Source organism: Pseudomonas nitroreducens NBRC 12694, from assembly GCF_002091755.1.
GTDB lineage: Bacteria > Pseudomonadota > Gammaproteobacteria > Pseudomonadales > Pseudomonadaceae > Pseudomonas > Pseudomonas nitroreducens.
On record NZ_BDAI01000003.1, the window covers coordinates 362,882 to 384,139 of the forward strand.

General features: G+C 65.0%; 18 protein-coding genes, 1 tRNA gene and 1 pseudogene. 11 read left to right on the forward strand and 9 right to left on the reverse strand.

Annotated elements, in window-relative coordinates:
- Positions 1–39: 39 nt before the first annotated feature.
- On the forward strand, positions 40–255 hold the full coding sequence (locus PNI01S_RS10795; protein WP_054910366.1) for a hypothetical protein: 216 nt from the start codon (positions 40–42) through the stop codon (positions 253–255).
- Positions 256–431: 176 nt separating this feature from the next.
- Here the strand turns inward: PNI01S_RS10795 and yacG are convergent, their stop codons facing one another.
- From yacG to pilB, 5 genes are all read right to left on the reverse strand, one after another.
- Positions 432–638: a DNA gyrase inhibitor YacG gene (gene yacG, locus PNI01S_RS10800; protein ID WP_024765636.1), complete on the reverse strand. Its 207-nt coding sequence runs from the start codon at positions 636–638 to the stop codon at positions 432–434.
- A complete protein-coding gene (gene coaE / locus PNI01S_RS10805; RefSeq protein WP_037011470.1) occupies positions 635–1,243 on the reverse strand; it encodes a dephospho-CoA kinase in 609 nt (202 codons plus the stop codon). The genes yacG and coaE overlap by 4 nt, the downstream gene beginning before the upstream one ends.
- 64 nt (positions 1,244–1,307) lie before the next feature.
- The gene (locus PNI01S_RS10810) at positions 1,308–2,180 is read right to left on the reverse strand and encodes a prepilin peptidase (protein WP_084358201.1); all 873 of its coding nucleotides are present in this window, start codon (positions 2,178–2,180) and stop codon (positions 1,308–1,310) included.
- Positions 2,181–2,183: 3 nt separating this feature from the next.
- Positions 2,184–3,401 (reverse strand): type II secretion system F family protein, encoded by a 1,218-nt coding sequence (locus PNI01S_RS10815; protein ID WP_084358203.1) that lies wholly within the window; start codon positions 3,399–3,401, stop codon positions 2,184–2,186.
- A gap of 3 nt (positions 3,402–3,404) precedes the next feature.
- On the reverse strand, positions 3,405–5,105 hold the full coding sequence (gene pilB, locus PNI01S_RS10820) for a type IV-A pilus assembly ATPase PilB (protein ID WP_084358205.1): 1,701 nt from the start codon (positions 5,103–5,105) through the stop codon (positions 3,405–3,407).
- A gap of 226 nt (positions 5,106–5,331) precedes the next feature.
- Here pilB and PNI01S_RS10825 point away from each other — a divergent pair, with 226 nt between their 5' ends.
- The 3 genes from PNI01S_RS10825 (at position 5,332) to PNI01S_RS10835 (ending at position 6,838) form a co-directional block, all read left to right on the forward strand.
- Complete coding sequence (locus PNI01S_RS10825; RefSeq protein WP_084358207.1) at positions 5,332–5,877, forward strand: pilin; 546 nt, start codon at positions 5,332–5,334, stop codon at positions 5,875–5,877.
- 95 nt (positions 5,878–5,972) lie between these two features.
- Positions 5,973–6,695, forward strand: coding sequence for a TfpX/TfpZ family type IV pilin accessory protein (gene tfpZ / locus PNI01S_RS10830; protein ID WP_256576618.1), 723 nt, complete (start codon positions 5,973–5,975; stop codon positions 6,693–6,695).
- Between the two features lie 67 nt (positions 6,696–6,762).
- Positions 6,763–6,838, forward strand: a tRNA-Thr gene (locus tag PNI01S_RS10835).
- 58 nt (positions 6,839–6,896) lie between these two features.
- On the opposite strand, the gene galE is transcribed toward PNI01S_RS10835, so the two are convergent.
- Positions 6,897–7,913, reverse strand: a complete 1,017-nt coding sequence (gene galE / locus PNI01S_RS10840; protein WP_084358210.1) for a UDP-glucose 4-epimerase GalE — start codon at positions 7,911–7,913, stop codon at positions 6,897–6,899.
- Between the two features lie 100 nt (positions 7,914–8,013).
- A complete protein-coding gene (nadC, locus tag PNI01S_RS10845) occupies positions 8,014–8,862 on the reverse strand; it encodes a carboxylating nicotinate-nucleotide diphosphorylase (RefSeq protein ID WP_084358212.1) in 849 nt (282 codons plus the stop codon).
- Positions 8,863–9,140: 278 nt separating this feature from the next.
- Between nadC and PNI01S_RS10850 the strand changes: the two genes are divergently transcribed.
- The 5 genes and pseudogenes from PNI01S_RS10850 (at position 9,141) to PNI01S_RS28815 (ending at position 15,182) form a co-directional block, all read left to right on the forward strand.
- Positions 9,141–11,438 carry a DUF1631 domain-containing protein gene (locus tag PNI01S_RS10850; RefSeq protein ID WP_084358214.1) on the forward strand — a complete coding sequence of 766 codons (2,298 nt, stop codon included), beginning with the start codon at positions 9,141–9,143 and terminating at the stop codon, positions 11,436–11,438.
- A 75-nt stretch (positions 11,439–11,513) separates the two neighbouring features.
- The gene (gene ampD / locus PNI01S_RS10855) at positions 11,514–12,086 is read left to right on the forward strand and encodes a 1,6-anhydro-N-acetylmuramyl-L-alanine amidase AmpD (protein ID WP_084358216.1); all 573 of its coding nucleotides are present in this window, start codon (positions 11,514–11,516) and stop codon (positions 12,084–12,086) included.
- Positions 12,083–12,925, forward strand: a complete 843-nt coding sequence (gene ampE, locus PNI01S_RS10860; protein WP_054910378.1) for a regulatory signaling modulator protein AmpE — start codon at positions 12,083–12,085, stop codon at positions 12,923–12,925. Before ampD ends, ampE begins: the two co-directional genes overlap by 4 nt.
- A gap of 1,195 nt (positions 12,926–14,120) precedes the next feature.
- Positions 14,121–14,324, forward strand: a pseudogene (locus PNI01S_RS28810) (HAMP domain-containing protein); the annotation flags it as partial.
- A gap of 153 nt (positions 14,325–14,477) precedes the next feature.
- A complete protein-coding gene (locus tag PNI01S_RS28815; protein WP_376784831.1) occupies positions 14,478–15,182 on the forward strand; it encodes a methyl-accepting chemotaxis protein in 705 nt (234 codons plus the stop codon).
- A gap of 237 nt (positions 15,183–15,419) precedes the next feature.
- Here PNI01S_RS28815 and PNI01S_RS10870 read toward each other — a convergent pair whose 3' ends face one another.
- Both PNI01S_RS10870 and cra read right to left on the reverse strand, forming a co-directional pair.
- On the reverse strand, positions 15,420–16,199 hold the full coding sequence (locus PNI01S_RS10870) for a TatD family hydrolase (protein WP_084358219.1): 780 nt from the start codon (positions 16,197–16,199) through the stop codon (positions 15,420–15,422).
- Positions 16,200–16,203: 4 nt separating this feature from the next.
- Positions 16,204–17,196 carry a catabolite repressor/activator gene (gene cra / locus PNI01S_RS10875; protein ID WP_024765626.1) on the reverse strand — a complete coding sequence of 331 codons (993 nt, stop codon included), beginning with the start codon at positions 17,194–17,196 and terminating at the stop codon, positions 16,204–16,206.
- A gap of 203 nt (positions 17,197–17,399) precedes the next feature.
- On the opposite strand from cra, the gene ptsP reads away from it, so the two are divergent.
- Positions 17,400–20,294, forward strand: a complete 2,895-nt coding sequence (gene ptsP, locus PNI01S_RS10880; RefSeq protein WP_084358221.1) for a phosphoenolpyruvate--protein phosphotransferase — start codon at positions 17,400–17,402, stop codon at positions 20,292–20,294.
- On the forward strand, positions 20,294–21,241 hold the full coding sequence (pfkB, locus tag PNI01S_RS10885) for a 1-phosphofructokinase (protein ID WP_084358223.1): 948 nt from the start codon (positions 20,294–20,296) through the stop codon (positions 21,239–21,241). The genes ptsP and pfkB overlap by 1 nt, the downstream gene beginning before the upstream one ends.
- The last annotated feature ends 17 nt before the right edge of the window (positions 21,242–21,258 follow it).

The window sequence follows — 21,258 nt, forward strand, 5'->3', positions numbered from 1 at the left end:
ATCGGGGAAGCTTGGCCCCCCTTCGCAAGGAGATTGCCGATGAGCATTCACAGCTGGGCCGAGCAACGCCTCCACGAACTGCTGGTCGAGGCGGAAGCGGCGGGCCAGGACCCGCAACTGGTCGTGCGTGCGCTGCTGAGCGCGGTGGTGCAGGCCAATGCGCAGGTCCGCACGCAGGAAGACCTGGGGCATGAACTGCATTTTCTCGCCGACAACCTGGATGAGGAACGGGACTACGCCTTCATGCGCCCCTGATTGAAACCCCCGCATCCGCTGGCCTTGGCTTTTCTGTAGGAGCGAGCTTGCTCGCGAACCGCCCAATCACGAAGGCTGCCTAAAAAGCGTTCGCGAGCAGGCTCGCTCCTACAAAGAGTCCTGTGGCCTGAAGTGGCGCACAAAAAAGCCGCCTCTCGAGGCGGCTTTTTCACGGATCAATGCCCGCGCGGCGGTTTTTCCAGATCGCCGGAGAACAGCTCGTCCTCCTGGTTATCGCCGGGAATAGCGTGTTCTTCCGCCGCCCAGGCGCCAAGGTCGATCAGCTTGCAGCGGTGCGAGCAGAAGGGACGGAATTCATTCTTAGCGCTCCATTCAACAGGGGCGCCACAGGTGGGGCATTCCACGGTCAGGGGTTGGCTCATGGTTGTCCTCCACGCAGGCCTAGATAGAACTGATGCAGACGCTCGACCTGCTGGTGCAGGTGGGCGAGGTCGCCATCGTTGAGCAGCACGTCATCCGCGTGCTTGAGTCGGTCGTCGCGCAAGGCCTGGGCCTTGAGAATCGAACGGACCTGTTCTTCGGACACCTTGTCCCGGCGCATGGTGCGCTCCAGTTGCAGGTGCTCGGGGGTATCCACCACCAGCACGCGCTGGGTCATACGGTGCTGTCCGGACTCCACCAGCAGCGGCGATACCAGGATGGCGTAGGGCGATTGCGCCTGCGCCAGGTTGCTGGCGATCTCCTGGCCGATCAGCGGGTGCAGCAATTGCTCCAGCCAGCGTCGCTCGTCCTCCGCCTTGAAAATGCGCTCGCGCAGGGCGGCACGGTTGAGTTGACCGTCCGGCAGCAGCACGGCTTCGCCAAAGCGCTCGACGATCCGCGCCAGGGCAGGGCGGCCGGGTTCCACCACCCAGCGCGCGGCGTGGTCGGCGTCGACCATGTGTATGCCCAGCGAGGCAAAATGCTCGGCGGCGGCGCTCTTGCCACTGCCGATGCCGCCAGTGAGGCCCAGAATCCAGGGTTTCATCGTTCTCCTTTCTGCCGGCCCGGTGGCCGTCACGGGCGCCGAGGGAAGTCGGCGCCGGAGAAGGCTAGCGGAAACCGGCGAACTGCAGATAGGTCGCGGTTATTTGATCACCCCAGAGCAGCGCAATCCAGCCGGCGATGGCCAGATAGGGACCGAAGGGGATCGGCGTACTGGTCTCGGCGTTGCGCAGGCGCAGCATGATCACGCCGAGTACGGCGCCTACCAGCGATGACAACAGGATGGTCAGCGGCAGCACCTGCCAGCCACCCCAGGCGCCGAGCATGGCCAGCAGCTTGAAGTCGCCGTAGCCCATGCCTTCCTTGCCGGTGACCAGCTTGAACAGCCAGTACACCGACCACAGGCTCAGGTAGCCGAATACCGCGCCCCAGAGCGCATCGCCCAGGTTGGTGAAGAGCCCGAAGTGGTTGACGATCAGCCCCAGCCAGAGCAGCGGCAGCACCAGGGCGTCCGGCAGCAACTGGTGATCGACATCGATCATGCTCATCGCCAGCAGGCCCCAGGTCAGCAGCAACATCGCTCCGGCCTGCCAGCCAAAACCGTAATGCCAGGCGATAAAGGCCGAGAGCAAGCCACAGGCCAATTCGACCAGCGGGTAGCGCTTGCTGATCGGTGCCTTACACGACGAGCACTTGCCGCCCAGCACCAGCCAGCTGACCAGCGGGATGTTCTCCCAGGGCTTGATCTCATGGGAGCAGTGCGGGCATTGGGAGTTGGGCAGCACCAGGTTATAGGTCGGTCGCTTCTCGCCCTCCGGCAGGCCCAGGGTTTCCCGCGCCTGCTGCTGCCAGTCCAGCTCCATCATTCGCGGTAGACGATGGATCACCACATTGAGGAAGCTGCCGACCAGCAGACCGAAGAGGGTGGCACATAAAACAAAGGCCAGCGGGGTGCTGGCCAGGAAGTCGAGAACAGACATGAGTTAGATGGCGTTGCCCAGTTGGAAGATCGGCAGGTACATGGCAATGATCAGGCCACCAACCAATATGCCCAGTACCGCCATGATCATCGGTTCCATCAGGGTGGTCAGGTTATCGACGGCGTTGTCGACCTCCTCTTCGAAGAACGTCGCCACCTTGCCCAGCATGCTGTCCAGAGAGCCGGACTCTTCGCCGATGGCGGTCATCTGGATAGCCATGCTGGGGAACACGCCGGTGGTACGCATGGAGAAGTTCAGCTGGGTGCCGCTGGAGACGTCCTGCTTGATCTTGTTCACCGCATTACGGAACACGACGTTGCCGGTGGCGCCGGCCACGGAGTCCAGGCCTTCCACCAGAGGTACGCCGGCGGCGAACGTCGTCGACAGAGTACGAGCGAAGCGCGCCACCGACGACTTGTAGAGGATCATGCCGACGATGGGCAGCTTCAGCAGCGTGCGGTCGACGAAGTTGCGGAACTTCTCTGAGCGCTTGTGCGCTTCCTTGAAGACGAAGGCGATGGCGATGGCGCCGATCAGGAAGAGGAACCACCATGCCTGCATCGCTTCGGACATATGGATCACCATCATGGTGAAAGCCGGCAGTTCCGCGCCGAAGTTGGCGAATACCGACTGGAACTGCGGCACCACCTTGATCAGCAGAATGGCCGACACGATGACGGCGACCACGATGACCGCGATGGGATAGGTCATGGCCTTCTTGATCTTGGCCTTGAGCTGTTCGGTCTTTTCCTTGTAGGTGGCGACCCGGTCGAGCAGGGTTTCCAGCGCGCCGGATTGCTCGCCGGCGTCCACCAGGTTGCAGTACAGGTCGTCGAAGTACTGCGGCTTCTTGCGCAGGGAGTTGGCCAGGCTGTTACCCGCGGCGACCTCCTGCTTCACGTCATCCACCAGCTTGCGCATATTGGGGTTGTCGAAACCCTCGCCGATGATGTCGAACGACTGCAGCAGCGGAACACCGGCCTGCATCATGGTCGCCAACTGGCGGGTGAAGAGGGCGATATCCATCGGCTTGATGCGTTTGCCTGCACCCAGCAGCGAGATGCCCTTCTTGCGCACCTTGGTCGGGTTGATGCCTTGTTTGCGCAGCTGGGCCTTGACCAGCGCAGTGTTGACCCCCGACAGCTCCCCCTTGATCTTCCCGCCCTTCTTGTCGGTGCCTTCCCAGACGAAGAGACTGGTTTTTAACGCTTTTTCCGCCATGGATTAATCCTTGGTCACGCGGTTGACTTCCTCGAGGCTGGTGATGCCTTGCATGGCCTTCAGAAGGCCCGAGGTGCGCAGATCATTGAAGCCTTCTTTGCGGGCTTGTTCGGCGATCTGAATGGAGTTGCCTTCCTCCATGATAATTCGCTGCAGGGCCGGCGTGTTTTTAACCACTTCATAAATACCCACGCGACCTTTGTAACCACCCTTGCAATTATCGCAGCCCACTGGCGAATACAATTTGAAAGTCCCGATCTTGTCTTCCGGGAAGCCTTCGTGACGCAGTGCCTCGGCGGGTACATCGTGTTCTTTCTTGCAATGAGGGCAAAGTTTGCGCGCCAGGCGCTGGGCGATGATCAGGTTCACCGAGGTGGCCAGGTTGAAGGCAGCCACGCCCATGTTCAGCAGGCGGGTAAGAGTTTCCGCGGCGCTGTTGGTGTGCAGCGTCGACATTACCATGTGGCCGGTCTGCGCGGCCTTGATGGCGATTTCGGCGGTTTCCAGGTCGCGGATCTCACCGACCATGATCACGTCCGGGTCCTGGCGCAGGAAGGCGCGCAGCGCCTGGGAGAAGTCCATGCCCTGCTTGGGATTGACGTTGACCTGGTTGATGCCCTCGAGGTTGATCTCTACCGGGTCTTCGGCGGTGGAGATGTTGATGTCCGGGGTGTTGAGGATATTGATGCCGGTATACAGCGATACCGTCTTGCCCGAACCGGTGGGGCCGGTGACCAGGATCATGCCCTGGGGCTGCTTGAGAGCTTCCAGGTAGAGCTGCTTCTGTGCGTCCTCGTAACCCAGCGCATCGATGCCCAACTGAGCGCTGGCGGAGTCGAGGATCCGCATCACGATCTTCTCGCCCCACAGGGTGGGCATGGTGTTGACGCGGAAGTCGATGGACTTGGTCTTCGACACGCGCATCTTGATCCGGCCGTCCTGCGGCTTGCGGCGCTCGGAAATGTCCAGGCCAGCCATCACCTTCAGGCGCGCGGAGATACGGGTGGCGAGCTGGATTGGCGGCTTGGCGACCTCGTGCAGCATGCCGTCGGTACGGAAGCGCACTCGGTAGACTTTCTCATAAGGCTCGAAGTGCAGGTCGGAAGAGCCGCCCTTGATGGCGTCCAGCAACATCTTGTTGACGAAGCGAACCACGGGCGCATCGTCGGCGTCCCCGCCCGCATCTTCCTTCGCTTCGGTATTGCCATTCTCGATGTCCAGGCCATCGAGGTCGATGTCGCCCAGGTCGTCCAGGCCGCCGGTGGAGCTCTCGAACAGTTTCTCGATGGCGTCGCCGAGCTTGTCGTCTTCTACCAGGATAGCTTCGGTGGTCAGCCCGGTGCTGAACTGGACATCGGTGATCGCCTGGTGATTGGTCGGGTCGGAAACGCCGACGAACAGCTTGTTGCCCCGGCGCCAGAGCGGCAGTACACGGTGCTGGCGCACCAGCTTCTCGCTGACCAGCTCTTTTGGAAAGCCTTCCTTGTCCAGGCTGGACAGGTCGCAGAACGCCACACCGAATTGATCTGCAGCCAGCTCTGTCAATGGCCGGCTCTTCACCAACTTGTTCTGCACCAGGTAGGTGACCAGCGACAACTTGTTGCGTTGGGCCTGTTGCTGGGCCTGCTGGGCGCTCTTCTCGTCGAGCAGCTCGGAAATCACCAGTTGCCGGGCGAGGCCGGAGAGGACGACTTGTTCGTTCATGGGAAATGGCCGGGCATGGAATTGAAAGCCTTATAGCGCAGTTGGACTAAGGAACCAAATCAGTCACTCGCTGCTGTCAAAAAATGTCACTTCCTGCGTAATTTAAGAAGTCGCCCGTGTGAATATTCCGGTTAAATAGGCTGAATTAGCTGATAAGTATTTTTGGCATGGAAGCTGCTTCGACGGATGCAGGTCCCAAGACCTCTTCTAAAACCTGGAGTGAACTATGAAAGCTCAAAAAGGCTTTACCCTGATCGAACTGATGATCGTGATCGCGATCATCGGTATTCTGGCCGCCATCGCCCTGCCGCAGTACCAGGACTACACCATCCGTACTAAGGTTTCCGAGGGCATCACCTTGGCCTCCGCTGCTAAGACTGCCGTGACCGATACTTTCTCCTCCCGTTCGCAGGGTGCGGTTGCTGACTACGCTGGTACTGGTCCGGCTGCCGATAGCTCCTACGGCTACGAGTTCACCGCTACCACCAACGTTGCTTCGATCGCCATTCTGGGTATTGCCAACGTTGCCGCTCCGGCGCGTGGCGAAGGTGCCATCACCATCACTTATGCCAACCAGGTTGGCACTGCAATGGGCGCTGAAACTCTGCAACTGACCCCGGGTCGCGGTCTGGTGCCGGAAACTGGTGGTACTGGCGTTGCGGGTCGTCCGGCTGGTGCGATGCTTGCTGGTCAGCCTGTGGTATGGGGCTGCTCCACCACTGGCGGCGATACCACTGTTTTCAAATATATCCCGGCCACCTGCCGCTACTAATCAGCAGCAGTTTGCCTAGCCAGCTTCGTCTGGTGTAGTAACAGGGCCGCCGCAAGGCGGCCCTGTTCGTTGTGGAGGAAAACGCGTTGTATAGAGTGAAGGCTGGGCTGATCCATCTGCTGGGTTCCTGCCTGCTGGCTGCGCTGGCGGTCACGCTGGTATTTCGCGTGTGGTATCCCGCGCCGCTCAGTGATGCGGTAGGGGTGACGTCGATCTTTCTTCTGATCCTGGGCGTCGACGTGGTCCTCGGGCCGCTGCTGACTACCATCGTCTATCGTCCGGGTAAGCCGTCGCTGCGTTTCGACCTGGCCTGCATCGTCGTCGTCCAGATGATCGCCTTCGGCTATGGCCTGTGGACGGTGTCCCAGGGGCGCCCTGCCTGGCTGGTCTACAACGCCAATCGCTTCGACCTGGTTCAGGCCTACGAGCTGGATGCCCGCAAGCTGGAAGCGGTGCCGGATGCCTACCGTTCCGCGCCCTGGTGGGGGCCGCGCTGGGTGGCGGCGGAGATTCCCAAGGACCTGCAGCAGCGCAGTGACCTGACCCTGGAGGCGGTATTCGCCGGCCTCGATGTGCCGCAGCGTCCCAACCTGTACCGCCCGTTGGAGTCGTTCGCTGATGACTTGCGCAAGCACGCCCAGCCGCTGGCAGAGCTGGACAAACTCAACGACCCGGCTTCTGTGAAAGAGTGGCTGCAAGCCAACCCCCAGGCCGATGCCTGGCTGCCGATGATGGCGCGAATCCAACCCATGGTCGTGCTGATCAACAAGGCGCAGGCCCGCGTGGTGGCCGTCGTTCCGCTCAAGCCCTGGAGTTGAGGGCGGATCGGTTGAATTGCGTTCGCCGGAATGGTAGCTTTCCGGCGCCGCTCGCAGGAGCGGCATCGCCGGTGTAGCTCAGTCGGTAGAGCAGCTCATTCGTAATGAGAAGGTCGGGGGTTCGATTCCTCTTACCGGCACCATCTTCAGCAAAAAGCCCCGCTCTCGAGTGGGGCTTTTTGTTTTCCGGCAGATGGGAAGTCAGGCGTAGCCGCTGGGGTTCTGGCTCTGCCAGTTCCAGGCGTCGCGGCACATGTCTTCGATGTCGCGGCTGGCGCTCCAGCGCAGTTCTGCGCCGGCGAGGGCCGGGTCGGCGTGGTAGCTGGCGATGTCGCCGTCGCGGCGGGGGAGGAACTGGAAGGGCAGTTCGCGACCGCAGGCTTTTTCATAGGCGTGGATGATTTCCAGCACGCTGTAGCCGCGGCCGGTGCCGATGTTGAAGGTCTTTGCGCCGCTGGCGCCATCGAGCCAGCGCAGGGCGCTGAGGTGAGCGTTGGCCAGGTCGACGACGTGCAGGTAGTCGCGCACGCCGGTACCGTCCGCGGTGGGGTAGTCGTTGCCGAAGACGCGGATGAAAGGTTGCTTGCCGGTGGCGACCTGGGAGACGTAGGGCATCAGGTTGTTGGGGATGCCGCTGGGATCTTCGCCGATGCGCCCGCTGGCGTGGGCGCCCACCGGATTGAAGTAGCGCAGGATGGCCATCGTCCATTGCGGATCGGCATGGGCGATGTCGCGCAGGGCGATTTCCGCCATCAGCTTGGACTGGCCGTAGGGGCTGGCGGGGCCGGTGGGGGCGTCTTCGCGGATCGGGCTCTCGGCCGCCAGGCCGTACACCGTGGCCGAAGAGCTATAGATGAAACGCTTCACGCCATGGCGTTGCATGACCTGGCACAGGGTGACGGTGCCGGTGAAGTTGATCTGGTAGTAAGTGATAGGGTCGGCCACCGATTCGGCGACGGACTTGACGCCGGCGAGGTGGATGGCCGCGTCGATGGCGTATTCGTTGAACAGCCGGTCGAGGGTGGCCTCGTCGCGGACGTCGCCCCTGACGAAGGGAATGCTTTGTCCGGTGAGCTGCTCGATGCGCTGTAGCGGGATGGTCGAGCTGTTGCTCAGGTTGTCGAGCACAACGGGTCGATAACCCTGTTCGATCAGTTCCAGACAGATATGGGAGCCGATATAGCCGCAGCCCCCGGTCAGCAGAATCTTGCCCGCCATTGCGCCAGTGCCTCCTTTCGCCAGCCGTAGGAAAGCGCCTAGGGAAATTCAGGCGCTTGGCTGGAAGCGTAGGCGAGGGCAGGCGCGCCTGCCGGGGCGGTTACAAGCTCAGGCGCATCGACAGGTCCAGCGCCTTGACGTCCTTGGTCAGGGTGCCGATGGAGATGTAGTCCACGCCGGTCTCGGCGATGGTACGCAGGGTGCTCTCGGTGATGCCGCCGGAGGCTTCCAGCTTGGCGCGGCCGGCGGTGAGGGCGACGGCGGTGCGCATGTCGTCCAGGCTCAGCTCGTCGAGCATGACGATGTCGGCGCCGGCGTCCAGGGCCTGGCGCAGCTCGTCCAGGTCTTCCACTTCGATTTCCACCGGCTTGCCCGGGGCGATCCGCTGGGCCGCTGCGATGGCCTGGGCGATGCCGCCACAGGCGGCAATGTGGTTTTCCTTGATCAGGAAGGCGTCGTACAGGCCGATACGGTGGTTATGGCAACCGCCGCAGGTGATCGCGTACTTCTGCGCCAGGCGCAGGCCGGGCAGGGTCTTGCGGGTGTCGAGCAGCTTCACGCCGGTGCCGTCCACCAGGTTGGCGTAGTGGCGAGCGCGGGTTGCGGTGCCGGAGAGCAGCTGGAGGAAGTTCAGGGCGCTGCGCTCGCCGGTGAGCAGGGCGCGGGCGGGGCCTTCCAGGGTGAACAGGGTCTGGTCGGCGCTGACCTGCTCGCCATCGCTGACCTGCCATTTCACCTGCACGCGCGGATCGACCTGGCGGAATACCTCGTCGACCCAGGCGGTGCCGGCGAGGGTAGCGTCCTCGCGGGTAATGATGCGGGCGCTGGCGGCACGCTCGGCGGGGATCAGTTGGGCGGTGATGTCGCCGCTGCCGACGTCTTCGGCCAGGGCGGCACGGACGTTGGCCTGGATTTCCCCGGAAAGCTCGGCGAGGGTGAGGTTCGGCATGCAAGGCTCCTGTTCGCAGTGGCGCGATTATACGGGCGGCGGCGCGTGACGTGCAGGGAGTGCCATTTTTTGTCTTATCGCGTGATCTGTCGGACGGACGGCGCCTACTGCTCTGTGAATTTCTTCAAGAATGCGTGAAATGTCTCTTGGTTGTGTAAGAAGCTTCCCTATAATGACGTTGAACCTTTCCGCTTTTTGACGCCACTAAATTGACGTTATGGATGACGCTTCGATGACTGTTGGTGCCGCCAGCCAGGTCTGACGGCAGGAGACTTGCGATGCAGAACGACGCGAACGTAGTGCCGCTGAACAAGCCGGCCACGGAATCCTCGCAGACTTCGTTCGCTGGACGCGTTCCGGCGGGGCTCGTCGCTGTCCGCGACAAGGTCGCCGTCCAGTTGCGTCATGCCATGCAGGCCCTGTTCGACAACGCCGACGATACCCTGTTCGAGATGGCCGATCGCGCCGCCAACAACGCCGAACAGAGCGCCTATTTCGAGGCCATGCGTGACCTGCGCCTGAAGCGCAAGGGGATCGAGCGCGGCTTCCTGCAGAAGGTCTTCGAAAGCTTTGCCAACCTGAACCAGTATGAAATCGGCCGCGCGCCGGTGCTGGATACGGTTTCCTACGAGAATCTCACCCTGGTGCAGAACGACGAGCTGGAAGAGTCCGTCGCCCTGGATGCCATGGTCGCCAAGGTGATGAGCCGCGACGGCGTTGCCCTCACTCACCTCACCACCCGTTTCAATACCCTGGTCAGCAAGAAGGTCGAGGACAAGACCAACCCGCTCGGTCCGCGCCAGCTCTGCGAGGCCTTCCTCGATGCCTGCCGCGGCCTGGGTGTGGAGATCAAGGTCAAGCTGATCATCCTCAAGCTCTTCGAGAAGTACGTGCTGGCCGATGCCGAGCACCTGTACGCGGAAGCCAACCAGACGCTGATCGCCCTGAACGTGCTGCCGGAGCTCAAGTCCGTTCCGCTGCGTCGCCCGCCGCAACGTACGGTGCCCAGCAGCCAGGGCGCTGCCCCGGCCGCCGCTGGTGCCGCCGAGGCCGGCGAGCAAGCAGGCGCTGGCCAGTACATGGACGCCGACAGCCAGGCGGCCTTCGCGGCCCTGCGCGACCTGCTCTCGCAGGTGCGCGGCAGCGCAGCCCCGGCGCGCCCGATGCCTGCCGATGCAGTGCCGATTTCCAGCAACGACCTGATGCGCCTGCTGTCCCACCTGCAGTCGCACCTGCCGGCGCAGAGCATCGAAGAGATCGATGTGCGCCAGCACCTGGACCATCTGCTGACCCGCGTCAGCAGCAAGAGCGGCCGTTCCCGTGTGGTCGGCCAGGTGGACGAGGACGTCATCAACCTCGTTTCCATGCTCTTCGAATTCATCCTCGACGACCGCACCCTGCCGGATTCGCTCAAGGCCCTGATCGGCCGCATGCAGATTCCGATGCTCAAGGTCGCGGTGCTCGACAAGACCTTCTTCAACCGCGGCAGCCACCCGGCGCGCCGCCTGCTCAACGAGATCGCCTCGGCCGCCCTGGGCTGGGCCGAGCATTCCGACGGCCAGCGCGACCAGCTGTACCAGAAGATCGAGCAGGTGGTGATGCGTCTGTTGAATGATTTCGTAGACGACCCGGCGATCTTCTCCGAGCTGCTCGACGAGTTCATCGCCTTCACTGGCGACGAGCGTCGCCGCAGCGACCTGCTGGAGCAGCGCACCCGCGATGCCGAGGAAGGCCGCGCCCGCGCCGAACTGGCCCGCCAGGACGTGGAAGGCGTACTCAATGAGCGCCTGCTCGGTCGCACCCTGCCCGAAGTGGTGGTGCGGCTGCTGCAGGAGGCCTGGAGCCAGGTCCTGCTGCTCACCTGCCTGAAGCACGGCACCCATTCCGCCGAGTGGGAAGGTGCGCTGGCGACCATGGACGACCTGATCTGGAGCGTGGAGCCCCACGAGGACCCGGACTCCCGTCTGCGCCTGCTGGAGATGGTGCCGCAGTTGCTCAAGTCGCTGCGTGAAGGGCTGGCTTCGGCTGCCTTCGATCCGTTCTCCACGGGCGAATTCTTCAGTCGCCTGGAAGGGCTGCACGTGCAAGCCTTCCAGCGCTACAAGCAGGTCGAGGAAGCTCCGCTACTCGACCTGGAAGACGACCTGCCGCTGCTGGACGATCCGCTGGATGCTCCGGCAGCCGCCGCGCCTGCCGCTGCGCAGCCGGCGATGGTCGCCGTGGTCGAGGAAATCGTCCTCGCCTCGCCGGAACCTGCCCGTGTGGTGGAGCCCGAAGAAGCTTTCGCCGATGACGACGAGTCGCTGCGCAAGGTCGACGACCTGCGTGTCGGCAGCTGGGTGGAGATCCAGGAAGACGACGAGCACAAGCTGCGCTGCAAGCTGGCTGCGGTGATCCGCCCGAGCGGTCGCTACATCTTCGTCAACCGCACTGGTATGAAGGTGCTGGAAAAGACCCGCATGGGCCTGGCCGTCGAGTTCCGCCGCAATGCCGTGCGTCTGCTCGACGATGCACTGCTGTTCGACCGCGCCCTGGAATCGGTGATCGGCAACCTGCGCCGCCTGAAGAACGCCTGAGTCCGCTGGCCGCGTGCCAGCGGGTGCATTTCCCCCGTCGCCTGCTTTAGAGTGGGGCTCTGCCAAGGAGTCTCCATGCAGATCGACCCCGAATCCGGCTGGTGCCTCGACGCCCAGCGCTGCCCCTCGCCGAACTTCAACGCCCGCCCCGATGGCGAGGAAGTCTCGCTGCTGGTCATCCACAACATCAGCCTGCCGCCCGGCCAGTTCGGCACCTGCAAGGTGCAGGAGTTCTTCCAGAACCGTCTCGATGCCGACGAGCACCCGTACTTCGCCAGCATCTGCAGCCTGACGGTGTCCGCGCATTTCCTCATCGAGCGCGATGGCTCGCTGTTCCAGTTCGTCTCCTGCAACTCGCGCGCCTGGCATGCCGGCGTGTCGAGGTTCGATGGACGGGAGAACTGCAACGATTTCTCCATCGGTATCGAACTGGAAGGCACCGACATCGAACCCTACAGCGACCGCCAGTACGAAGTGCTGGCCGAGCTGACACGGCAGCTGCGCAAGGTCTATCCCGCGATCACGGCGGAGCGCATCCAGGGGCATTGCGACATCGCGCCGGAGCGCAAGACCGACCCCGGTGAGGCGTTCGACTGGGCGCGCTACCTTGCCGATATCGGCGCGGCTGTGAAGAGGGAGTCGACATGAGTTTCCTGGTGCTGTTGCTGGTCCTGCTGGTCGAGAAGTTTTCCAGCTGGCGTGCGCGAGTACAGCGTGACGGCTGGTGGCTCGGCTGGCTGGATACCGTGGGTGGCGTGAAGTCGCTGGTGGCGCAGCCCTGGCTCGGCCTGCTGGTGGCCATCCTGCCGCCGCTGCTGTTGCTGGCGCTGCTGCTGACCATTCTGGAACCGGTGGCCTACGGCCTGCTGGCGCTCCCGGTACAACTGCTGGTGGTGGTCTGGAGCCTGGGGCGCGGTGATGTGCTGCGTGCCATCGGGCCGTTCCGCGATGCCTGGCGCCGTGAAGATGCCCAGGCGGCCTACCATGTCGCCGAGCGAGACCTGGGTGTGCAGGTCCAGGCCGATGGTGACGACGATCTGTTCGCTGTGGTGCAGGGCACATTGGTGTGGGAGGCCTACCAGGCCTTCTTCGCGGTGATCTTCTGGTACGCCCTGCTCGGCCCGGTGGCCGCGCTGGCCTACCGCCTGCTCGCCATCGCCGCCGAGCAGGGGCGCCAGCCGGTGCTGCGCGAGCGCGCCGCACAGTTGCGCCATGCCTTCGACTGGCTGCCGGCGCGGGCACTCGTGCTGAGCTTCGCCCTGGTGGGCAACTTCGTTGCGGTGACCCGCACGCTGCTGCACGACCTGCTGGCCTGGGATGTGCCTGCCGCTCGTCTGCTGGCGCGCGCCGGGTACGTGGCCGAAGACTTCAACGAGGGCGGCCTGGGCGCGAAGGGCGTCGCCAGCCTGGATGCGCTATGGCAGCTGCTGGTGCGCTCCGCCGTGCTCTGGTATGCGGTCTTCGCCATCTGGGCATTGCTGCTCTGATCTCGCGAATCGGGCCGGCTGCCGCCGGTCCGGTAATGGCATTTTAACCTTAAGTTACAGAACTCCCCGCCGATATCAGGTACACATCGATTCCAAAGCGCGAGATGACGGTCGCTTTACGACAGCGGCCGCGCCGATGAGCGCACGTGGCGACACCCCGTCCAGGGGCGCGCCGCACCATCCCCGACAAGCGACATAACAATAACGGGAACAGGAGACGTCTTTCGTGAGGACCGTGCTCTATCCGGCCATCGCGCTGATGAACCGTCTGAGCTTCGGCATGAAGTTCAGCCTGATCAGTGTGCTGTTTTTCCTGCCGATGCTGATTACCAACTTCTACCTGGTGCGCGACTCCTACGGGCAGTTCGTCAGTACCCGTGCCGAACTGGAAAGCCTCCAGCTGATCGGCAACGGCCTGCAGGTGCGCCGTCATCTGGAGTCCTACAACGATCTGCTGCAGATCAACGGGGTGCTTGGCCAGTCGAACAAGTCTTCCGGCATCGACTCGCGCATCAGCCAGTTGCACAAGGACCTGCAGGCGCAGATCGAAGCGCTGCAACCGGTCACCCAGGACGCCGAGCAGATCACCGAGTTCAACACCAAGCGCGATGAGCTGCTCGCCAGCCTGAAGGGCGTCGACGCCGAGGGCTCGCTGCAGAGCAAGTCGGCCATGGCGGCGCGCCTGCTCAGCGAAGTGCAGGTCTTCAACAAGCTGCTGGTGTCCCAGGCTGGCCTGAGCCAGGACGACGCCCGCGACCTGCGCCAGTTGGCCGAGCTGATCACCTCCGGCACTCCACAGGTGACCGAGACCCTCAGCCAGGGCCGCACCATGGGCGCCAGCGCGCTGGGCCAGGGCTTCCTGAATTCCTCCACCAGCAGCAAGCTCGATGACCTGCTGCAGGAGCTGGAGAAGCTCCACGCCGAATACGGGCTCAAGCTGCAGGAGGCTCTGGGCGCCAGCGCTGCAGCGCAGAGCACGCTGGCCGCCGATGCCCAGGCCAGCCGCGAAACGATCAAGGCCATGGGTAAGCTGTTCGAGGACAAGGTGGTGATGGCCGACACCCTCGACACGCCCTGGCTCGACTTCTACGAACAGGTCAGCAAGGCGATCGAGCAGACCTATCGCCTGGACGACCATGTCCTGCAGTTCTTCGACGGCCAGTTGCAGGCCCGCCTGGCCAGCAAGCAGCGGCAGATGGTGCTGCTGGTGGTGGCGCTGCTGGTGGTGTTCGTTTCCATCGTCTACCTCTACGGCGGCTTCTACGTCTCCACCCGCACCACCCTCAAGAGCCTGGGCAAAATGATGGAGCGCGTCGCTGCCGGCGACATGACCGTCAACTTCCAGGCCCAGAGCCGCGACGAGCTGGGCGAGCTGGGCGATGCCTTCAACCAGACCGTGTCGAAGATCCACGACCTGATCGAGCAGGTCGGCCGCACGGTCAGTGAAGTGGAGCGGCAGACCGTGCGCGTGGAGTCGGTTTCCGCCGAGAGCAACCAGGCGGTAGCCGGCCAGCGCAACCAGATCGAGCAGGTCGCCACGGCGATGAACCAGATGGCCGCAACCGCCCAGGAGGTCGCGCGCAGCGCCGCCGTGGCGGTGGGCAGCGCCCACAACGTGAACCAGGAAACCACCAGCGGCCGCGCCCTGGTGGCATCCCAGGTGGGCAGCATCCAGCGCCTGGCTGGCGAGATCGACGAGTCGGTGGCGGTGATCAACCAGCTGGCCGCCGACAGCGCCTCGATCAGCCGTGTGCTGGACGTGATCAAGGGCATTGCCGAGCAGACCAACCTGCTGGCGCTCAACGCCGCCATCGAGGCGGCGCGTGCTGGTGAGCAGGGCCGGGGCTTCGCCGTGGTCGCCGATGAGGTGCGTACCCTGGCCAAGCGCACCCAGCAGTCCACCGAGGAGATCGAGCAGATGATCGCTCGCCTGCAGAATGGTGTGGGCGCCGCCGTGAAGGCCATGGGCAGCAGCCACCAGACCGCCGATGGCACTGTCAGCCAGTCGGCCCAGGTGCAGCAGGCGCTGGAGAATATCCTCAGCGCGGTCGGCGCCATCGTCGACCAGAACCAGCAGATCGCCGCTGCGGCCGAGCAGCAGACCGCCGTGGCCCACGACATCGACCAGAACATCGTCGAGATCAACCAGGCCGGCGAGCGCACCTCCGAAGGTGCCAGCGAGACCGAGCGCGCCAGCCGCGAACTGGCCGGGCAGGTGGTAGAGCTCAAGCGGCTGATCGGCGCGTTCCGCGTCTGACCTCGGGTTGTGCGAGGCGATCGCAGCGGTCCGCCTCGCTACAGGGTTTCGCCAGCAGACCGATGTCCGTGGGTCGCACGGATGCACCCCATCTCACGGGCATCGGTTTGTCGGTGAATTCGCTATTGGCCTGTAGGAGCGAGCTTGCTCGCGAACAGATTCGGCAGGCCACTTCATTGTCGTGCGGTTCGCGAGCAAGAACTGGGCGTCCCCCTCGCTCCTACGAAGAGCAACCGCTCAGCTCCAGCCGAACAACTCCATCGCATTGCGCGTGCTGGCGCTGGCCAGCTCTTCCGGGCTGATACCCTTCAACTGCGCCAGTGCCACGCAGATATCCGGCAGATGTTCCGGGCTGTTGCGTACGCCGGGATACATCGACGGCGCCATGTCCGGCGAGTCGGTTTCCAGCACGATGGACTCCAGCGGAATCTCCGGCACCACCTTGCGCAGGCGATTGGCCTGCGGCCAGGTTGGTGCGCCGCCCAGGCCCAGGCGGAAACCCAGCTTGAGGTATTCGCGAGCCTCTTCGCGGCTGCCGGCGAAGGCGTGGACGATGCCCTGGCGCTGGGGCTTGTAGCGCTTGAGCGTGGCGATCATCGCCGCATGGGCGCGACGCACGTGCAGCAGCACCGGCAGCTCGAAGTCGATGGCAATGCGCAACTGCTCCTCGAAGATGGCCTGCTGGCCCTCGCGGTCGAGTTCTTCCAGGTAATAGTCCAGGCCGATCTCGCCCACCGCGCAGAGCTTCGGGTGGCCGGCGAGACGCTGTAGCCACTCGCGCAGCGCAGCGAGGTGTTCCGGCTTGTGCCGCGCCAGATAGATCGGGTGCAGGCCCAGAGCGGCGTAGAGGTCCGGCTCGCTGTCCACCAGCGCCCAGACGTCCTCCCAGTTCTCGCGGAACACTCCCAGCAGCACCTGTCGTTCCACGCCCCGCTCGCGGCTGCGTTGCAGCACGGCGGCGCGGTCCTGCTCGAAGTCCGGGCAGTCGAGGTGGTTGTGGGTGTCGATCAGGCGCATCGGTTCACTCCGTGCGCAGCTTGAGGTTGCGCGGGATCGGGTGCACGCCGGGCGTGTAGCTGTTCTGTTCGATGGCGGCCAGCGCCAGGTCCAGCGCGCGCTCGGCGATCAGCGCGTGCTGCTGGGAAATCGCGTTGACCTTCAGCGGAACGAAGTCCAGCAACTGGGTATCGCCGAAGGTGGCAATGCGCAGGTTCGCCGGCCAGCCGCTGGGCAGCGCCTGGAGCACGTCGAACACGCCTTCGAGCAGCACGTAGGAGGTGGTGATCAGCGCGTCGGGCAACTGCCCCTGGCCGGCCAGCAACTCCTCCATCAGGCGCCGGCCGCAGGGGCGACTGAAGGTCTCGCCGTGCTCGACCAGCACCTGGCCCTGGTAGTCGCGCAGGGCGCTGCGGAAACCGGCGGCGCGTTCCTGGGAAATGATCAGCTCCGGCCGCGCGCCAAGCAGGGCGATGCTGAGCGGCGCGGGTTTCAGCAAGCTGGCGGTGAGGCGCTGGCTGGCGTCGCGGTCGTCGCTGACCACCGAGCAGAAGCGCTGCGGGTCGAGCTGGCGATCCACCGCGATGATCGGCACGCCGTCAGCCTGCAGGCGGGCGTGGCTTTCGTCGCCGACGGGCAGGCAACTGGCGACGATCAGCGCGTCGCAGCGGCGCGCGCGGAACAGGTTGAGCACCTGGCGCTCGGTGTCCGGTTCGTCGTCGGAACAGGCGATCAGCAACTGGTAGCCGCGCGCCCGGGCACCTTGCTCCAGCAGCTTGGCGAGCTTGGCGTAGCTGGGGTTCTCCAGGTCCGGCAGGACGAAGCCCAGGGTGCGGGTCTGCCCGCGCCGCAGGCTGGCCGCCTGCTGGTCCGGGTGGTAGCCATGCTCCTCGATCACCGCGCGCACGCGCTCCACCGTGGCGGCGCTGATGCGCCGCTGCACGGCCTTGCCATTGATCACATAGCTGGCGGTGGTGACCGAAACACCGGCCAGGCGGGCGATATCACTGAGTTTCAACGCGGGATGCTGCCGACAATTGGGGGCTTCAAGGATCACGCATTATCGAGTAACGTTCCAGTCTCAATAGGTGAAACGATTCAGCATTGCGCGCGCAGTATTGCCTGAACCCTGTTCCTGCGCCGCAGCCTCTAAGCTGATCACCGTACAAGCGGATAACCGCCCCAGCGCCGGCACGCGCGAACGCCGGTGAGGAGAACGCGATGCTCGAATTCAACGCGCAGCAGGTCCGCATGGGCCAGCGCGCTGCCGACAAGCAGGCCGCCCTGGCCATGCTTGGCTCTGCCCTCGAAGACGATGGCCTGGTTGCCGAAGGCTACCTGGCGGGTCTTCAGGCCCGTGAAGCGCAAGGCTCCACCTATCTCGGGCAGGGCATCGCCATTCCCCACGGCACGCCGGAAACGCGCCACCTGGTGCAGCGCACCGGCGTACGCCTGATGCACTTCCCCGAGGGGGTGGCCTGGGGCGACGGGCAGACCGTGCACCTGGCCATCGCCATTGCGGCCAAGTCCGATGAGCACCTGCGCCTGCTGCAACTGCTTACCCGTGCGCTGGGCGACGGCGAAGTAGGCCCGGCCTTGCGCGCAGCGGAAAAACCCGAGGACCTGCTGCAGCTGCTGCAAGGTGGCGCGCCTCAGCCGTTGCTGTTCGACGAGCATCTGGTAGGGCTTGGCGTCGCTGCCGAAGACTTCGACGAACTGGCGCTGGTCGGTGCGCGGCGTTTGAAGAAGGCCGGCTGCGTGGTTCCCGGCTTCGCTGCCGCGCTGCATGACCAGGAGGCCTTGCCCTTGGGCGCGGGGCTCTGGTGGCAGGACAGCGAGCAATGCGTCACTCGTCCGGGCCTCGTCTTCGTTACCCCCGCGCGCGAGCTGAGCCACGCCGGCCAGCCGGTGCGTGGCCTGTTCTGCCTGGCTCGCCAGGACGACGCGCACGAGGCGGTGTTCGCGCGCCTGTGCGACCTGCTGGTGGATGGCCGTGCCGGCGAGCTGGCCAGCGCCACCTCCGTACGTGCGCTGCTGGAAGCCCTGGGCGGTGAATTGCCGGTGGATTGGCCGAGCATCCGTGTGCCGCTGGCCAACCCGCATGGCCTGCATGCGCGCCCGGCACAGGTGCTGATGCTGCTGGCGCGGGACTACAGCGGCGAAATTCGCGTGCGCATCGCCGAGGGCGACAGCGCCCCGGTTTCCATCCGCAGCCTGAGCAAACTGCTCACCCTTGGCGCGCGGCGTGGGCAGGTGCTGGAGTTCTTCGCCGAGCCGGAAATCGCCGAGGCCGCACTGGCTGCCGTTCGCGCGGCCGTGGAGCAGGGCCTGGGCGAGGAAGTCGAGCCGCTGCCGGAAACCCAGGAGCTGGTCGTCGACAGCGTGCAACAGGACGAGCAGGAATTGCAGGCCGTGCGGGCTCCCGAAGCGGGCGCGCAGTTGCAGGCCATTGCCGCATCGCCGGGCATTGCCCACGGCCCTGCGTACGTGCAGGTCGCTCGTGCCTTCGAGTTCGCCGTGCGCGGCGAGTCGGCGGACGTCGAGCGCCAGCGCCTCGATGAGGCGCGGATGGCCATCAGCGGGGAAATCGGAGCGCTGGTGGGGCGCAGCCAGGTCAAGGAAATTCGCGACATCTTCGTCACTCACCAGGCACTGCTGGACGACCCCGAGTTGCTCGACGAGGTGCAGGCGCGCCTGTCCGAAGGTGCCAGCGCCGAAGCGGCCTGGAGCCAGGTGATCGAGCGGGTGGCCGGCGAGCAGGAGGCCCTGCGCGATGCGCTGCTGGCTGAGCGCGCGGCGGACCTGCGCGACGTCGGCCGGCGCGTGCTGGCGCGCCTGTGCGGCGTCGAGAGTGCGCTGGAGCCGAGCGAGCCCTACATCCTGGTGATGGACGAAGTCGGCCCCTCGGACGTGGCACGGCTCGATCCGGAACGCGTGGCGGGTATCGTCACGGCGCGCGGTGGCGCCACTTCGCACAGCGCGATCATCGCCCGCGCGCTGGGTATTCCCGCGCTGGTGGGCGCCGGGGAAAGCGTGCTGGCGCTGGAGTCCGGCACGGCGTTGCTGCTGGATGGCGAGAAAGGCCAGATGACGGTCGCCCCCGATGTGCAAGCGTTGCACGCCGCCGAAACCCAGCGCGACCTGCGCCAGCGTCGCGCCACGCAGGCCGAGGCGCGCCGCCATGAGCCGGCGGTGACTCGCGATGGCCATGCCGTGGAAGTCTGCGCCAACCTTGGCGACACCGCCGGCGCGGCGAAAGCCGTGGAGCTGGGCGCGGAGGGCGTGGGTCTGCTGCGTACCGAGTTCGTCTTCATGGACAACCCGCAGGCGCCCGACCAGGCAACCCAGGAGATCGAGTACCGCCGTGTGCTCGATGCCCTCGAAGGCCGTCCGCTGGTAGCGCGCACCCTCGATGTGGGCGGCGACAAGCCGCTGCCGTACTGGCCGATCGCCGAGGAAACCAACCCCTACCTGGGCATTCGTGGCGTGCGCCTGACGCTGCAACGCCCGCAGATTTTCCGCACCCAGCTGCGAGCGTTGCTGAGTGCGGCTGCCGGCCGCCCGCTGCGCATCATGTTCCCCATGGTCGGCCAGGTGGAGGAGTGGCGGCAGGCGCGCGACCTGACCCACGAAATCTGCGCGGAACTGGGCGGTCAGCATGACCTGCAACTGGGCATCATGGTCGAGGTGCCTTCCGCTGCGCTGCTGGCACAGGTACTGGCGCGCGAGGTGGATTTCTTCAGCGTCGGTACCAACGACCTGACCCAGTACGCCCTGGCCATCGACCGTGGCCATCCGAGTCTGTCCGCCCAGGCCGATGGCCTGCACCCGGCGGTGCTGCAACTGATCGACATGACCGTGCGCGCCGCCCATGCCCACGGCAAGTGGGTGGGCGTGTGCGGCGAGCTGGCCGCCGACCCGCTGGCGGTGCCCTTGCTGGTCGGGCTGGGAGTGGACGAACTGAGCGTTTCGGCGCGCAGCATCCCGCTGGTCAAGGCGCGGGTGCGCGAGCTGGACCTGCCGACATCCCGCGAGCTGGCTCGCGCCGCATTGGCCCTGTGCTCGGCAGCGGACGTGCGCCAGAGCGTCGCCCTGGCGCTGCCGGAGGTGCACTGATGGCCCGTATTCTCACGCTGACCCTGAACCCTGCGCTGGACCTAACCGTGCGCCTGCCGACGCTTGCGCCCGGCGAGGTGAACCGCAGCGAGTCGGCACTCAGCCAGGCCGCCGGCAAGGGCCTCAACGTTGCCCAGGTGCTGGCCGACCTGGGACATTCGCTGACCGTTGCCGGCTTCCTCGGTGCGGACAATGCGTTGCCCTTCGAGGCGTTGTTCCGTCGTCGTGGTTTCGTCGATGCCTTTGTCCGCGTGCCGGGCGAAACGCGGCGGAATATCAAGATCGCCGAAGGCACCGGGCGGATCACCGATATCAACGGTCCGGGCCCGACAGTCAGTGGCGCCCAGCAGGATGCGCTGCTCGACCGCCTCGACCTGATCGCCGCCGATTTCGACATGGCCGTGGTCGCCGGCAGCCTGCCGCGCGGCGTCGATCCGCAGTGGTTGCGCGAGCTGTTGCTGCGCCTGCAGGGCCATGGCCTGAAAGTCGCCTTCGATTGCAGCGGTGCCGCGCTGCGCGCCGGGGTGGACGCCGCACCCTGGCTGATCAAACCCAACGACCAGGAGCTGGCCGATGCCTGCGGAAAACCCGCTGGCAGTGCTGATGAGTTGGGCGCGCAGGTCGAATCATTGCGTGCGCGCGGTATCGAGCAGGTGGTGCTTTCCCAGGGCGCCGAGGGCGTGCGCTGGTTCGGTCCGCAGGGTGTCTGGCAAGCGGTGCCGCCCAGGGTGGAAGTCGCCAGCACGGTGGGCGCCGGCGATTCCCTGCTGGCCGGCATGGTCCATGGCTTGCTCGCCGGTTGGCCGCCCGAGCGTGTGCTGCGCCAGGCCACGGCGGTGGCGGCACTGGCGGTCACCCAGATCCAGTTCGGCATCGGCGACGCGCAGCGGCTCAAGCGCATCGAGGACGCGGTGCAGGTTCAGGCGTTGGCCCCGTGCCAGCCCTGAGCGATAGAACAACAAGA